The 13770-nt window shown below is 44.7% G+C and carries 14 protein-coding genes; 9 read left to right on the plus strand and 5 right to left on the minus strand.

Annotated features, from left to right (window positions below):
* Positions 1-63: 63 nt before the first annotated feature.
* Positions 64-954, minus strand: a complete 891-nt coding sequence (locus tag ACTRXI_RS12170; RefSeq protein WP_474262887.1) for a universal stress protein — start codon at positions 952-954, stop codon at positions 64-66.
* Positions 955-1215: 261 nt separating this feature from the next.
* On the opposite strand from ACTRXI_RS12170, the gene ACTRXI_RS12175 reads away from it, so the two are divergent.
* Positions 1216-2103 (plus strand): universal stress protein, encoded by an 888-nt coding sequence (locus ACTRXI_RS12175; protein WP_474262889.1) that lies wholly within the window; start codon positions 1216-1218, stop codon positions 2101-2103.
* Between the two features lie 113 nt (positions 2104-2216).
* Here ACTRXI_RS12175 and ACTRXI_RS12180 read toward each other — a convergent pair whose 3' ends face one another.
* The 3 genes from ACTRXI_RS12180 to ACTRXI_RS12190 form a co-directional block, all read right to left on the minus strand.
* Positions 2217-3509, minus strand: coding sequence for an acetamidase/formamidase family protein (locus tag ACTRXI_RS12180; protein WP_474262891.1), 1293 nt, complete (start codon positions 3507-3509; stop codon positions 2217-2219).
* Positions 3510-3630: 121 nt separating this feature from the next.
* Positions 3631-5190: a BCCT family transporter gene (locus ACTRXI_RS12185; RefSeq protein ID WP_474262893.1), complete on the minus strand. Its 1560-nt coding sequence runs from the start codon at positions 5188-5190 to the stop codon at positions 3631-3633.
* Between the two features lie 219 nt (positions 5191-5409).
* Positions 5410-5667: a hypothetical protein gene (locus tag ACTRXI_RS12190; protein WP_474262895.1), complete on the minus strand. Its 258-nt coding sequence runs from the start codon at positions 5665-5667 to the stop codon at positions 5410-5412.
* 200 nt (positions 5668-5867) lie between these two features.
* On the opposite strand from ACTRXI_RS12190, the gene ACTRXI_RS12195 reads away from it, so the two are divergent.
* From ACTRXI_RS12195 to ACTRXI_RS12225, 7 genes are all read left to right on the plus strand, one after another.
* A complete protein-coding gene (locus ACTRXI_RS12195) occupies positions 5868-6266 on the plus strand; it encodes a VOC family protein (protein ID WP_474262897.1) in 399 nt (132 codons plus the stop codon).
* Positions 6267-6456: 190 nt separating this feature from the next.
* Positions 6457-7398 (plus strand): alpha/beta hydrolase, encoded by a 942-nt coding sequence (locus ACTRXI_RS12200; protein ID WP_474262899.1) that lies wholly within the window; start codon positions 6457-6459, stop codon positions 7396-7398.
* 155 nt (positions 7399-7553) lie between these two features.
* The gene (locus ACTRXI_RS12205; RefSeq protein WP_474262901.1) at positions 7554-7832 is read left to right on the plus strand and encodes a SunI/YnzG family protein; all 279 of its coding nucleotides are present in this window, start codon (positions 7554-7556) and stop codon (positions 7830-7832) included.
* Between the two features lie 204 nt (positions 7833-8036).
* The gene (locus tag ACTRXI_RS12210) at positions 8037-8354 is read left to right on the plus strand and encodes a hypothetical protein (protein WP_474262903.1); all 318 of its coding nucleotides are present in this window, start codon (positions 8037-8039) and stop codon (positions 8352-8354) included.
* 52 nt (positions 8355-8406) lie between these two features.
* Positions 8407-9477: a hypothetical protein gene (locus ACTRXI_RS12215; protein WP_474262905.1), complete on the plus strand. Its 1071-nt coding sequence runs from the start codon at positions 8407-8409 to the stop codon at positions 9475-9477.
* A 167-nt stretch (positions 9478-9644) separates the two neighbouring features.
* On the plus strand, positions 9645-10817 hold the full coding sequence (locus tag ACTRXI_RS12220) for an iron-containing alcohol dehydrogenase (protein ID WP_474262907.1): 1173 nt from the start codon (positions 9645-9647) through the stop codon (positions 10815-10817).
* Positions 10818-10915: 98 nt separating this feature from the next.
* A complete protein-coding gene (locus ACTRXI_RS12225) occupies positions 10916-11755 on the plus strand; it encodes a formate/nitrite transporter family protein (RefSeq protein WP_474262909.1) in 840 nt (279 codons plus the stop codon).
* A gap of 42 nt (positions 11756-11797) precedes the next feature.
* On the opposite strand, the gene brnQ is transcribed toward ACTRXI_RS12225, so the two are convergent.
* A complete protein-coding gene (gene brnQ / locus ACTRXI_RS12230; RefSeq protein ID WP_474262911.1) occupies positions 11798-13123 on the minus strand; it encodes a branched-chain amino acid transport system II carrier protein in 1326 nt (441 codons plus the stop codon).
* 363 nt (positions 13124-13486) lie between these two features.
* Here brnQ and ACTRXI_RS12235 point away from each other — a divergent pair, with 363 nt between their 5' ends.
* The gene (locus tag ACTRXI_RS12235) at positions 13487-13735 is read left to right on the plus strand and encodes a hypothetical protein (RefSeq protein ID WP_474262913.1); all 249 of its coding nucleotides are present in this window, start codon (positions 13487-13489) and stop codon (positions 13733-13735) included.
* The last annotated feature ends 35 nt before the right edge of the window (positions 13736-13770 follow it).

Genomic DNA, 13770 nt, shown 5'->3' on the forward strand with positions numbered 1-13770 from the left:
GAACAAATAACCAGCAGGCCGCTTCTCCGGGGATTCTTCCGGGAAAGGCCTGCTGGTTATATTTTATTGTTCTTCTTCCGGGAGGCGGGCAAGTAAAACGTCACAATCGGCCCGGTGCACGACTCCTTCCGAGACGCTTCCAAGGAAAAATCGCTCTGTAGTATTTAAACCGGAAGCGCCAACGATGATAAGGTCTGCTTTATACTTTTTAGCCAAATCTTCCGCTATAACGACCTTGGGAGCGCCATGATGAAGCTCAGCTTCTACATGTTCGATCCCTGCCTTCACCGCTTTTTCCCGGTATTCTTCGAGCATTTTTTCCGAATAGCTTTCCATTTCGATAAACAGCCCGGTGTCATGCTGCTCCATGGATGTGAGTACAACTGAATCAATTACATGTGTGATCAGAACGGCTGCATTTTCTTCAATTGCCAGGGCTATTCCTTTGTTAAAGGCGTGCTCTGCTTCTTTAGAGCCGTCAATGGCAATGATAATCCTTTTGTAGTCACTGTCTGAATCCTTTTTCCGGACGACGAGCACATCGCATTTAGCATTGCGCACGATTCCTGTAGAAACACTTCCCATAATGAATCGTCCAACTGTTCCAGCCCCGGAGGCGCCGGTAATGATCAAGTCTGTGTCATAATCCGGGGCGAGATCTTTAGTGATGATGGTTTTTGGTACGCCGGTCTCCATGATGGTCTGAATATCAATGCCAGCCCCTTCAGCTTCTGCTTTGTACAAGTCTAAAAGTACTTTTCCCTGTTCTCCCGCAGTTTCCATAATGGTTGGTATATATTGAATCAGGCGGTTCAAGGTTCTGTACTCCACGACATGGGCGACCGTCAGCCGGCTTTGATGTTTCCTGGCGAGTGAGAGACTGCGGCGGAATGCCTGCATGGATTCATCCGAGCTGTCTACAGCTGTGAGAATATTCTGGTAATGTTTGATCATGATAACGCCCCGCTTTCTTTACAGAAATAGATTTGTCGAGCACGAAATGACCTAAAACAAAAGCGTAATATCTCTCTATCTATGTCTATTATGAAACATATAGGCGAAGAACTCCACTGTATAATTTGGCAAAAAAAGTACAATAGAAAAACTGAAGATAATGCTATAATGGAGAGAGAACGAAGATAGGTGGGCTTACGGAAGCAAAAATTATTTCCGGAAGCACCTGGTTTTGACGATGATGGATAGGGGGCAGGCAAAATGGAAAAAAGGTACAATCGTATTTTAGTGGCAACAGATGGCTCCGTGGAAGCTGAATTTGCATTAAAAAAAGGTATTGCGCTCGCCAAAGCTTATGATTGTTCGTTGGGGATCTGCTACATTATTGACTATAACCATTACAGCCAGGCCCGGCTTCATACTACGGATTTATTACAGGCCTCAAAGGAAAAAGGGGAAGAAATTATCGCTTCCTCCAGAGAGGAAGCCGAAAATGCAGGACTGACGGATATAACCGTATTTTTAGAAAACGGCTCTCCTAAAACTACTATTCCAAAAGATATAGCGAAAAAATTTAAAGCGGATCTGATTCTCTGCGGGGCTTCAGGAATAGGAACATTTGAAAGATTTATTGTTGGAAGCGTTTCCGCAGGTATTGTGCGGAATGCAGAATGTGACGCCTGGGTAGTTAGAAATAAACGCGATATTGAAAAATATAATAGCATTCTGATCGCAGTAGATGACTCAGAAATGTCAGCCAATGCCTTTCGTGCCGGTCTGGCGATGGCAGAGGAGGAAGAAGCAAAGGCTGTGGTTACCCACGTTATTCACACACCACTCGTATCGTCAGTAGAGCAGTCCAGGAGCAACGTCATTGAAATATTTAAGAAAAACGGCAGAAATCTGCTTGAGATATACCGGGAGCTTGCGTTAAAAAGCAACGTTCCCAACGTTTCATTTGCTTTGGAGTACGGTTCACCCAAAATGGTGATTCCAAAGGATGCTGCAGAAAAATACGAGGCAGACTTAATCGTCTCCGGCGCCTCCGGGGTCAGCAGTGCAGAGCGTCTACTGCTTGGAAGCGTTGGGGAAAGCATTGTCCGCAGAGCGGAGTGCGACGTACTCGTTGTCAGAAATGAACACATTTAAAATGTTTCCCGAATTGAATTTGCCAGTGAAGCTGGCTTATAACACAGGAAAGCCCGGCTGCCGTCCAGCCGGGGTTTTTAATGGAAGCTGCTAATAAGCAGAAACGTATGCCATTACTCGTAGGTGTGTTTTACCGTAGGAAGAAGCCCGGCCTTTTCAAGAAGTGGTTCCGGCGCTAAAAAAGTAACAGTAACTACACCGGGATGTCTTCCAATCTCGATAGAGCCTGTAATGGTTGCTCTATTCATAATTTCAGGCACGGTGACACCCAGCGCTTTGGCTGCCCGGGCCATTCCGTTTTCCGTCGCTTCGTTCAGGCTCGCTCCGCTGCCAATAAAAGATATTGGGTGAGCCTCTTCGAGTTCAGTAACCCCCCATTGCTGGGCAAGCTCGAGGGCTTCTTTCTTTTCCTGCCCGCTAAAAGGCTTGGCCGTATAGGGAAGATCTTCAATCAGGGGGAGCAGTACCGGGCCGTCTAATTTTACTTCTTTTAAAACATCGGCCTGAAGATGTACAATGCCGGAAACATCAGTAGTGTGGCCGGCAATTTCCCCATCTCCCTGCATGGCATGCATGTCACCAAGATAGATGCCGCCTCCAGGGACTTTAACCGGGCAGATTAATACAGCTCCGGCCCGGACGCGGCTGATATCAAGGTGCCCGTCTGTTCGTTCTTCCAGTTGTTCTTTAGTAATAGCGTACTCATGGGGAGCATCGATCAATGCCTGTCCGAAGTCCCCAGCATTATGGGAATCAGGCAGAGCTCGTGATGGAGTAGTGCCGAGCTGGCCTAAAAAAGGTCTGGTTCTGGCTGCTGCACCAATAATGTCATGAGGCGCAAAGGTTACTACTGGGTTTTGAATCGAATTTTCGGGAGTGTTCATGTAATTCTTTCCGTCTACGGCAATTTTTTCAGCCGCTTCCTGTGAAAGGGTGAGCCCAATCGACTTATTATCGTTGAAAGCCATAGTATAGGCGTTTGTAAATACAAACGGAGTGATATCCTGGTTACAGTTGGCGCACCGGACCGCCTCCTGGCCAATGCCCTTAATCACTGTTTTTGGGTGCATTTGCCCGCAGCCCGGGCACTGCACAGCAACGAATGGATCACCGACAAACCGGCCGTCTACCGCTTTGTCATTGCCGGAGGCTGTAGCCTGAGAGGTGATTTCAATAGATTTGATCCGGATAGCAACAGCGTCGCCGACTTCTGCGCCCTCGACATACACCGGCTTTGTTACTTCATGTCCGCCGCGCAGGGCAGGGGTGATCATCGGCCCCCAGCATCCGGGGGTGGTATTGGCTACAATCCGGCCACCATCCTTAACCTTATATTCCATCTCAAGAGCCGGGTCCAGCATGCCATCTGTAAAGGTATTAACATATACGGTTTGCTTTGCCTCCATATCTATTCACTCCCTATGTTAGAATATTCTAACTTTAACACGGAAGAGGGGATTAGCCCAGCTGACGGTCTTCTTCTTAATAAAAAACCGGGCTCCATAAGGAGGCCCGGCAAAAGCTTTCTTATTCTCTTACGTTGTGAATCCATGCTTTGTCCTGATCCATCATTTTCTTCGCTGCTGCAATCGTCAAAAACTGTATGACGATGATCGGCAGTCCCATTAGGCCTGAAAGAACTTCGAGTGGAGGAAGGCCTCCAATTCTCATTAAGATTAAAGCCAGCGTAGTGATGATGACAGCGACCAAAATACGAAGAAATTTAGAAGGCTCATTTTTACTCATATCTTCGGTGCTTGCATACGCTGAGATAGTATAAGTGGTAGAGTCAAGTGTCGTTGTTAAGAAGATCAATGCGACAACCATAAAGATGACCAATGCAAATCCAGCGAGTGGAAGTGTAGTCAAAATTTGCGGAATAGCTGCCATATTGCCCTGATTCTCCACAATACTCAGCACGTCGAGGTTTCCATTTAAAAATCTGTCTACACCAAGTCCGCCGAGAACTCCCGTAGCTGCCCAGGAGATAATCGTTGGAGCCGCCAGATACGTCAAAATCATTTCTTTGACCGTACGGCCCTGGGAAATTTTCGCGGCAAATACGCTGTGCAGCATAGCCCATGTAGCATTATAGGCGAACCAGAATACAGTGTTACCCTTTATATAACTGGCCTCACCGGAAGAAAGGGCTTCAGTATAAAAGGAAATGTTAATGTAGTTAGTCATAAGAAAGCCGAGGCTGCCTGTGAAATAATTTAAGATAAATATTCCCGGTCCGGCTATCATAATAAACAGAGCGAATATCCCCGCTAAGTACATATTAAACGTACTCAGGCGTTTGATCCCCTTTTCAATGCCGAGATAGGCGCTTACAGAAAACATGAACACCCAAACGAGTGTCACAATCAGCGTAAGGCCAAAGCTTATTTCGATTCCAAGCAGCTCTGCGAGGTTGTTGGTAATGATCGGAGACCCGAGTCCAAGCGTTACTGCAGCACCTGCCAGAATACTGATCAGGAAAATTACATCCAAAAATTTACCGCCAATGCCGTCGGTGAATCGATCACCAAAAAGTACGCGGCACGCTTCGGAAATTCGCATCAACGGACGTTTGCGCACATGAAGAATGTACGCCATTGCCGGCGCCGCCATAACGAAAATAGCAAATGTCTGAAAGCTCCAAAGGAACATGCTGTAGGAGTTCCCCCACATGAGCGCCTCGGTGGAACCAACTTCCACGCCGTTTGGCGGGTCGCTTGCTACGGAGGTCCACTGCACCATTCCGGTACGCATAATAGTGGAGCCGAGCCCCATAGCAATGAGAATCGAGGCGTACTCAAATAGAGAAAAACGAGGTTTTGATAATGGATCTCCAAGCACGACTTTTCCATATTTGGAAAAAGAAAAATAAAGTCCGGCAGCAAGAAGAATTATACCGTACCAGAGATACCCCCAAGTAAATACTTCTACAATGGAATCAAAAATTCCATTTAAAATTTCCATGCTGCGTGTTTCGTATAACGCAAGCGGTATACAGATGGCAATAATGATTAAAAGAGCCGGTACAAAAATACTGTAATCAATCAGCTTTAATTTTGACTGCTGATTGTCCTTCTGTTCACTCATTGATATCCCCCTTTTTATTTTGTCTTTTCATGATGGCTGTGAAAATTAAGAAACGCAGGAAACTACAAGCAATAAATCACAATATATCCATATGAAAAATATCAATAATCCTCTCCTTCCTCAAAAAACAGCCGAATAAACTAAAACATGAATATTATTTGCGCATTTAATGTCAAAAAAATAGCAGCGCGGGACGAGCGCTGCTTGAAAAAACTATTATTAAATCGATCCGAGAAAAAAGAGAAGAGCGGTAATACAGCAGGTGTTTACGACAACGAACAGGGCCTGCCGCCATTTTTTATGAAATATTTGTTCATAGTAAAAGTAATGGATCACAAAAACACTCACCAGGGAGATGTAGGCTGGGATATGCAGAAATCCCGTAAGAGCAAAGAAGCAGCCGACAGACAGCAGAAGGACTGGAAATTCCACTGCTGCTGCCATTATGATCCATGGCATCGTCATCTTCGTATTCACCGCCACCCTCCATTCTACTGAATTTTCTTTTATTGTAAGGCAGCATGCACTGAAGGAGGATAGGACCATATATATAATTTTTTACAAAGATAACAATACCTGTTGGTTAATAAAGAAAAACTAAGTCTGGAGTCCTGCTTCAAAGATTCTCATCAAGGGAACATAAACAGAAAGAATTAAAATAAAAGGAGCGGGTACCGATGGCAGCAATAAAACCTTTTCTTATGTTTCAGGGGAACGCAGAAGAAGCACTTAATTATTATGCGAGCCTGCTTGATGAAGCAAAAATTGTGAGCTTGAGCCGGTATGGGCCGCACGAATCCGGGGAAGAAGGAAATGTTATGCAGGCCGTACTTTCTCTTCAGGGGCAGGAATTCATATGCATGGACAGTAACGTGAAGCACGATTTTACATTCACACCCTCCTTTTCGCTTTTTGTTAACTGTGAATCCGACCAGGAGATTGAGTACTTGTACAATCATCTTTCCGAGGGCGGTAAAAAGCTGATGGCTTTAAAGGATTACGGGTTCAGTAAACGCTTCGCCTGGATCCAGGATAAATTTAATGTCTCCTGGCAGCTGAACCTGCCTTCTGATTAACAAAGACCTGAGTGAAATTATGCTTTGAAAGATTTTTTCTGTTTTTCATTTATTGATTGTAGATGAATACAGCAGCCATTATAATTAAAATATCAGCATAGCCAGTACCTCTGGCAATTTTTGAAAGCGTATACAATTAATGTTCATTGTAATACAGTTTATGCCATCAGCAGAAAGCAGGAGAGCCGGAATGAAAGAAAAAATTCAGAATGAATTGCACACAGTACTGGATGGGCTGCCGGAAATGAAGTTTTCAACGCGTGAAGAAATCAGAAACAGCCGTGTATTGACAAAACAAGCCTTTGAAGGGGAAGCTCCCATCAGCCGCAGTAAAGTAAGAGTCACAGACAAACATATCCCCGGCCATGAGGAAGGACAGAATATACGGGTTCGCATATATGAGCCGGTCATGCCGGTTAAAACAATTTCTCCAGGCTTATACTGGATTCATGGAGGGGGGTATTTGAGCGGCACTCCGGAGATGAATGATGAGTTGTGCGAAAGGTTTGTGCTTGAAGCAGGATGTGTAGTTATTTCTGTCGCGTACCGGCTTGCCCCGGAGCACCCTTTTCCCGCCGGAGTGGAAGACTGCTATACAGGGCTTAAGTGGGTGGCAGAGCACGCTGGTGAGCTGGGGATAGACGCAGAGCGCATTGGAGTAGCAGGGCACAGTGCCGGCGGGGGACTGACAGCAGCTGTATCCTTGATGGCAAGAGACAGGGGCGGCCCGGAAGTAGCTTTTCAGATGCCACTTTGCCCGATGCTTGATTATAGAAATATTACTGTTTCCAGCCAGGAAATTACGGATACGAGGGTATGGAATTATTATTCCAACCAGGCGGCATGGCAAGCCTATCTCGGCGATCTTACTGAGGACGTGCCTGCATATGCTTCTCCAGCCCAAGCAGAGGATTTTTCCGGCCTTCCACCTACCTATACTATGGTGGGAAGTGCGGACCCGTTTCGGGATGAAACGATAGAATATATCTCGCGGTTAAGCCAGTCCGGAGTACAGGCAGAATTTCACCTGTATCCAGGTTGCTTTCACGGCTTTGAAGGCATTGCGCCGCAGGCAGAAGTCAGCCAGCGGGCCGTGAGAGGGTATGTAGATGCTTTAAAAAGAAATTTATAAAGCAGTAATGAAGTAATAGACGGCAGGAATTTTTATAAACGCTCCGGTTTCTTTGAAATAAAGAAACCGGAGCGTTTATATTAATGAGTCCGATTATTAAATACATTTATTTCTAATATTGTTAATGATAAAGTTTTGTAAAAGGAGGCAATGTAATGTTGGGAATTAAAATTAAAGAAGATAAAGAAAATATTGTAATCAAGTGGATGTTTTCTAAAATAAAAATACCCAAAAATACTATTACAAACCTTTATTTTGACAACACGTACAGTGGGACAGAAGCTGATGCTGTAAGAATTGGTGTCCCGGGAGGTACTATGCGTCAGCTTTTTATTGAAACGACAGGAAAAAATTATGTGCTGTTCACTTATAATGAAAGACAGTATGCCCGCAGAATTCAGAAGATGATCGAAGATAATAAATATACTGTCTGACAGCCCGAAGCCTCCTGACACCTGCAGGGGGCTTTATTGTGTGAACAGCACCAGATGGGTGCCTGTGACAGGCTGAAGCGTAAAATTAGTTCCTTAGTAGAAGATTAAAAGCCTTCAGGAAAGGTAATGATATTAATAAGGCCAAAAATTAAAAGGGAAAATCCGTCACGGTGAAAAACACTCATCAATAAGGAGATGTTACTCGTGTTAGTTCTTCCTGGGCGAATAGTAAATATCCGCATTCCATTGGATAAACAGGCTTCGGGGGAGAAGAAAGACGGCAAATACACCTTTGGGTTTCGATTTCCACAATGGCAGGGTAAAGGACGGTATGCTAACGGCGTAAAAAAACGGGCACGCATGATTTTCTATGTAAAAGATGAAGATGACCAACTGATATTTCAATATCCGATTACAGAAATTCAGCGGGAGGATCACTGCGTAATTTCGACAAGATATGAAAAACGCATTCCTGAAGAATTTCAAAAAGAAATCCGGCAGATTATCATCCATTTTGTGTGAACAAAATCCAATAATATATTCTCGGATGAGAGAAATGAAAAGAGGGATTGCATTGGCTAAAAACGACCAATCATCAGAAGAACAGGCAAATGTTGTTATTACGAATGAAAATGGTGAAGATGAAGAAGTAGATCTTTACATGATGAGTGTGAAAGATATCAAGGCTCTTGCTGAAGAAAGCGGCCTCGAATTATCTTCCACCAAAAAAGAGGATATGATTAACGAAATCATGGAAGAAGTAGAAAGTGGAGACAGCGGAGAAGACCAGGGGTCGGAGGACGAAGAAAACGAAGAAAATCAGTACCAGGAAGAAGAAAGCGACGAAGAGCTTCCTGAGGAAGAAGAACAGGAAGAGCCGAGCAGCGAAAATGAGGAGGAGAATTCCTCATCTGAAGAAAAAGATCAGGACCAGGCAAACGTCGTTATTACGAATGAAGATGGCGAAGATGAGGAAATTGATTTATATATGCAGAGTATAGAAGACATTCAGGCTCTTGCAGAAGAGAGCGGCTTGGAGCTCTCCTCTACAGATAAAAAAGGAATGATTGATGAAATCATGGCCGAGGTTAACAGCGGTGAAAGCGAGGACCAGCCCGAAGAAAATACAGACGGGGCTTCTGGGGAACAAGAGCAGGAACCAGCGGACAGTGAGGAAGATGCGGATGAAGATTCTTCAGAAGCGGGTAGCAGTGAAGAAGAAGCGTCAGGTGAAGAAGAACAGGAAGAGCCGGCTGCAGAAGACGACGATGCGGAAGAAAACGAAGAAGCAGACTCTTCGCAGGAGCAGGAGAATTCATCAGAAGACAACGAAGAAAAAGCAGAAGAAAACAGCGGTGAAGTGGAACAGGAAGAACCGGCAGCCGAAGAAGACAACGCAGAAGAAGGTTCGTCGTTCATTTCCGAAGAAGCAACCAGCCAGCTTGTCGAAGATGTAAAGCATTCGCTGATTGACGAATTAAAAGATGATTTATATGAAGATGTAAAGCAGGAATTAGTGCAGCAGCTGCATGATGAATTGATCGGTGATTCAAAAAGTGACCTGTTGAATGAAATTAAGTCTGAGGTCATGGAAAGTGTCAAAAAAGACTTGAACAGTGCACTCGCAAAAGATGAATCTGCATAAAAAAGGCCCGTCTCCGGGCTTTTTTTATGCTTATAAACATGGAAGAGAAGGCTGCCATGTTTAATCTTCCGGACTAAAAGGAAATGCCTATTCTGTGGTTAAAATAGATGTTCATCAATCTTACCAGACATCTTCGTTTAGCTTAAAATACCAAGGAGGCTTCACTAATGAGCAGATTTACGATTCCAAGAGACATCTATTTTGAAGATAACGCGCTTGAAGTACTGCGCACATTTGAAGGAAAAAAAGCTACGCTCGTTATTGGCGGCGGCTCTGTGAAAAAAAACGGCAATTTAGACCGCATTCAGGAGCACCTTGCTGCAGCAGATATTGAAACTGAAGTTCTTGAAGGATATAATACGGAGCCAACCGCAAAAATGGTCAAAGAAGGAGCAGAAGAAATGCGTTCCTTTGCACCTGACTGGATTATAGGCATCGGCGGCGGTTCCGCGATGGACGCTGCTAAAGCGATGTGGCTGTTTTATGAACACCCTGAGCTTTCCTTTGAAGATGCGACAAAACCTTTTGAATTGCCGCGTCTCCGCCAAAAGGCGAAATTTGCCGGTATTCCTACGACAAGCGGCAGTGGTTCTGAAGTTTCCAATCTTTCAGTAGTGGCAGATGAAAAAACAAACGTTAAGTATCCACTTGCAGACTTTGGTCTGACGCCGGATATAGCTATTATTGATCCAGTTATGGTGGAAGATCTGCCGAAGCATATTGCCGCTTACACGGGAATGGATGCTTTTACCCATACGATCGAATCTTACGTAGCCAAGCCGCGGACTTTATATACTAACATTCTTGCTCTCGGCGGTGCTGAAGTGATTAAAGATAATTTGAAAGCATCGTATAATGGCGACCACGAAGCCGGAAAACAGATGCACAGCATCCAGGCGATGGCCGGGATGGCGTTTGCGAACGCGGTGCTTGGCAATGTGCACAGCCTTGCTCATAAAAGCGGGCCTACATTCGATATTCCGCACGGTTATGCCAACGCGATTTATCTCCCGTATGTTATTGAGTTCAACCGTGCAGTGGTAGAAGACCGCTATGCAGAAATTGCACGCCGTCTGCACCTGGAAGGACAGACAGATAAAGAATTGACAGATTCGCTTATAGAGTATATTTTTGAACTCAATAAAGATTTAGGATTGGCTGTTACGCTTGAAGAATTCGGTGTCCCTGAAAAGGATTTCGAGGAGCACCTGGATACAATGGCTCAAAATGCACTAAGCGATCCATGCACCGGCACCAATCCGAGGGAAACATCCTTCGAGCAGATGAAGGATTTGTTCAAGGCTTCATATTACGGAAAAGAAGCTCTGGTAAAAGGCTGAGTATAAAAGGAAAAAGATAAACCGGAAACCCCGATTGCTTCGGGGTTTTTCCTTTGTACTGCTCCTGTAGCAGAGATCAGGAGAAGGAGAGATGTATTATGCCGAAAGAACAAAAGCTCGGGGCAACCGACCGGCAGTATAAAGAACCGCCCGAGGTGGTGCAGGCGTTTGGTGAAAATGGACGTAACCACTTAAGCAAGGAATTCAAGGCACAGTTTCTGCTGGCAATTCTGGCAGGGTCATTTATGACCTTCGGGGCGGTTTTTTCGATTCTCCTTGCAACAGGTGTAGAAGCGAAGGGACTGTACTATTTGCTTTCGGGGCTTGGTTTTACAGCGGCTTATGTTATGGTGTTTTTATCCGGTGCTGTATTATTTACAGAAATCAATATTCTGCTCCCGAGTTACTTATTTCGAAAGCCCAGCGTCTATTTTATGCCGATTGCAAGGTTCTGGTTCGCGACATACATCGGAAACATGGTCGGGGCGCTATTCGTTGCCGCAGTTATTCAGCTTTCCGGATCCTTGACGCCGGAATTTTACGGAGAGCTAGAAGTATATTTATCGGATAAAATGAAATTCAAAGAGTCCGGCGGCATCGGCTGGTTCCAGGTTGTTTTATCCGGTATTCTGGCCAACTGGCTAATCGGCATGGCATCGTTTCTTACTACAGCCGCGAGAGACGTTACAGGAAAAGTAGTGGCAACTGCGCTTCCAGTCATTTTATTTGTGGCCGGTAATTTTCAGCACAGCGCCGCGAACATGGGCTACTTCAGTATGGGCGTATTTTCAGATACTGAGCATGCCTGGTACGAATACCTGCTTTTTAACTTAATTCCTGCAAGTATTGGTAACCTAATCGGCGGTGCACTCCTGGTTTCTCTGCTGTTCTTATTTGCCTACCGGGAAGAGCTTCGCGATGGTGACGGCATTGAATAGAAAAAAACTGCTCCTGAAAAGGGGCAGTTTTTTTATGGAATATTACTTTTCGTTAAAGGAAGTCTTTTGCGGGGAATGTGAAGGCATCAGTCTGTCGAGAAGGTATCCGGCGGCTGCACCGATAATCGCAGGCACCACCCAGCCAAGCCCCTGCTCAAAAAATGGCGAGGTCTGAAGAATACTTGTCACAGCAGGGGCGGAGACCCCTACACTTGAAAGCCCTTCGTAAAGCGCGAAGATTCCTGTAAAGGTAATCGAGAGCTGATACATTAGGGAGCCTTCACCAATAATAGGTCTGAGAAGCGAAAGTACAATGAGCACAATAGCGAGTGGGTAAATAAATACAAGTAAAGGCACTGCGATGCTTAAAATTAAAGACAAGCCTAAATTAGTGACCAGCATCCCGATGACTGTAAAAAAGACGACAAACGATTTATAGGCGACACGAGGCATAACGCTGTGAAAAAATTCAGAGCAGGCCGTTATCAGGCCGACGCTCGTGGTCAGGCAGGCAAGCAGAACGATCAGTCCAAAAAAGAAGCTGCCGGATGGGCCAAAAAGCATGGCTGCGGCTGGTTCAAGAATGCCGGCCCCGTCCGTAATTCCTTCCTGCTGTGACATCCGGGCGCCAATCCACCCGAGCGAAACATAGACTATAGAAAGACCAATTCCAGCTACTATAGTAGCTATTGCGGCGCCTGACATCAGTTCACGCTTAGAGGATGCTCCGTGCGTACGCAAGCTGTTAACAATAACCATTCCGAAGGCAAGAGCGCCGAGAGCATCCATCGTCAGGTATCCTTCAAGAAATCCTCCAATAAAAGGAGAACTATTATAAGGGGCCTCAGCTGAAGAAGGATTCGTATCGAAAATAAAAAATGCCCGTACAAATAAAACAGCTAAAGTAACGAATAGAATAGGTGTCAGCCACTGGCCCAGGCGATCGACTATCTTTTCGGGGTTTAAGCTCAGCCAAAGGGTAACCGCGAAAAAAAGTAAGGAAAAAAGTAAAAGTGTCCACCAGGTTCCGATACCTGCAGCTGGAACGAAGCCGATCTCATAGGCTACGTTAGCAGCTCTTGGGATCCCGTATAAGGCTCCGATGGATAGATAAATCAGCGCGGCAAAGAGCAGGCCAAACATGGGGTGAACTCTGCTGCCCATGCTGATAAGTCCGTATCGTGCCTGCACAACAGCCATAATGGCAAGGATGGGAAGAAGCACTCCCGTAAAGAGGAATCCAAGGATTGCAGGTGTGAAATTGTCTCCTGCAGAATAGCCAAGAAATGGCGGAAAAATTAAATTTCCAGCTCCGAAAAATAACGAAAAAAGCATAAAGCCAATAAAAAGAATACGCGACTTTTTCATGCCGGCACCTCCTGAACGTAAGTAATATCGCCACACAACACAAAAAACCCGTTCCCAAAAAGGAAACGAGTCAAATTCTTAAGAGAGTCCTTGAAGTATCATGCTGTACTGGATCATCTTGTGAGAAAATGACTATATAAGGAAAAGCATTATGTAAGGTTAATAATCATTCTATAATGTAACGCGGATCTGACTGAAAGTAAACCGTCAGCGTGCATTAAGACAAATAAAAAAATGTAAACGGATACGCGGAAATGCTGGGAAAAAGACAAAGAAAAAATCGATTTTTTAATAATTTCAAGTGTATATCATAGGTGAAAGGGTATATATTCATAGGTCCAATATCACTTGGAGGGGAGAACTATGGGGAAAGGTATAAACTGGGTTAAAAACCATCAGTTTTGTTCTACAGTTGAAGAGCATGATGACATTGTTATTCTGGAAGTGCCTTATACAGCAAGCAATGAGCAGTGGGAGGAAATACAGGAAATTATTAATGTTCTTCATGACCACGGATATGTAGAAGGTCAGACCAAGCGTATCGATCAACTGCAGATTGAACTTGTAGGTTTCAAAATTCCATGGAGCCAGCAAAGAATGAATTCCGGGTAAAATAAGTAACAAAAATAACCATTTGATGAATAAAA

It is taken from the genome of Marinococcus sp. LNHM4E3-1, assembly GCF_056034405.1.

Coding starts and splice junctions, on each gene's coding strand:
- ACTRXI_RS12170 (WP_474262887.1), bottom strand. CDS start 954: ATGATCAAACATTACCAGAATATTCTCACAGCTGTAGACAGCTCGGAT.
- ACTRXI_RS12175 (WP_474262889.1), top strand. CDS start 1,216: ATGGAAAAAAGGTACAATCGTATTTTAGTGGCAACAGATGGCTCCGTG.
- ACTRXI_RS12180 (WP_474262891.1), bottom strand. CDS start 3,509: ATGGAGGCAAAGCAAACCGTATATGTTAATACCTTTACAGATGGCATG.
- ACTRXI_RS12185 (WP_474262893.1), bottom strand. CDS start 5,190: ATGAGTGAACAGAAGGACAATCAGCAGTCAAAATTAAAGCTGATTGAT.
- ACTRXI_RS12195 (WP_474262897.1), top strand. CDS start 5,868: ATGGCAGCAATAAAACCTTTTCTTATGTTTCAGGGGAACGCAGAAGAA.
- ACTRXI_RS12200 (WP_474262899.1), top strand. CDS start 6,457: ATGAAAGAAAAAATTCAGAATGAATTGCACACAGTACTGGATGGGCTG.
- ACTRXI_RS12205 (WP_474262901.1), top strand. CDS start 7,554: ATGTTGGGAATTAAAATTAAAGAAGATAAAGAAAATATTGTAATCAAG.
- ACTRXI_RS12220 (WP_474262907.1), top strand. CDS start 9,645: ATGAGCAGATTTACGATTCCAAGAGACATCTATTTTGAAGATAACGCG.
- ACTRXI_RS12225 (WP_474262909.1), top strand. CDS start 10,916: ATGCCGAAAGAACAAAAGCTCGGGGCAACCGACCGGCAGTATAAAGAA.
- brnQ (WP_474262911.1), bottom strand. CDS start 13,123: ATGAAAAAGTCGCGTATTCTTTTTATTGGCTTTATGCTTTTTTCGTTA.
- ACTRXI_RS12235 (WP_474262913.1), top strand. CDS start 13,487: ATGGGGAAAGGTATAAACTGGGTTAAAAACCATCAGTTTTGTTCTACA.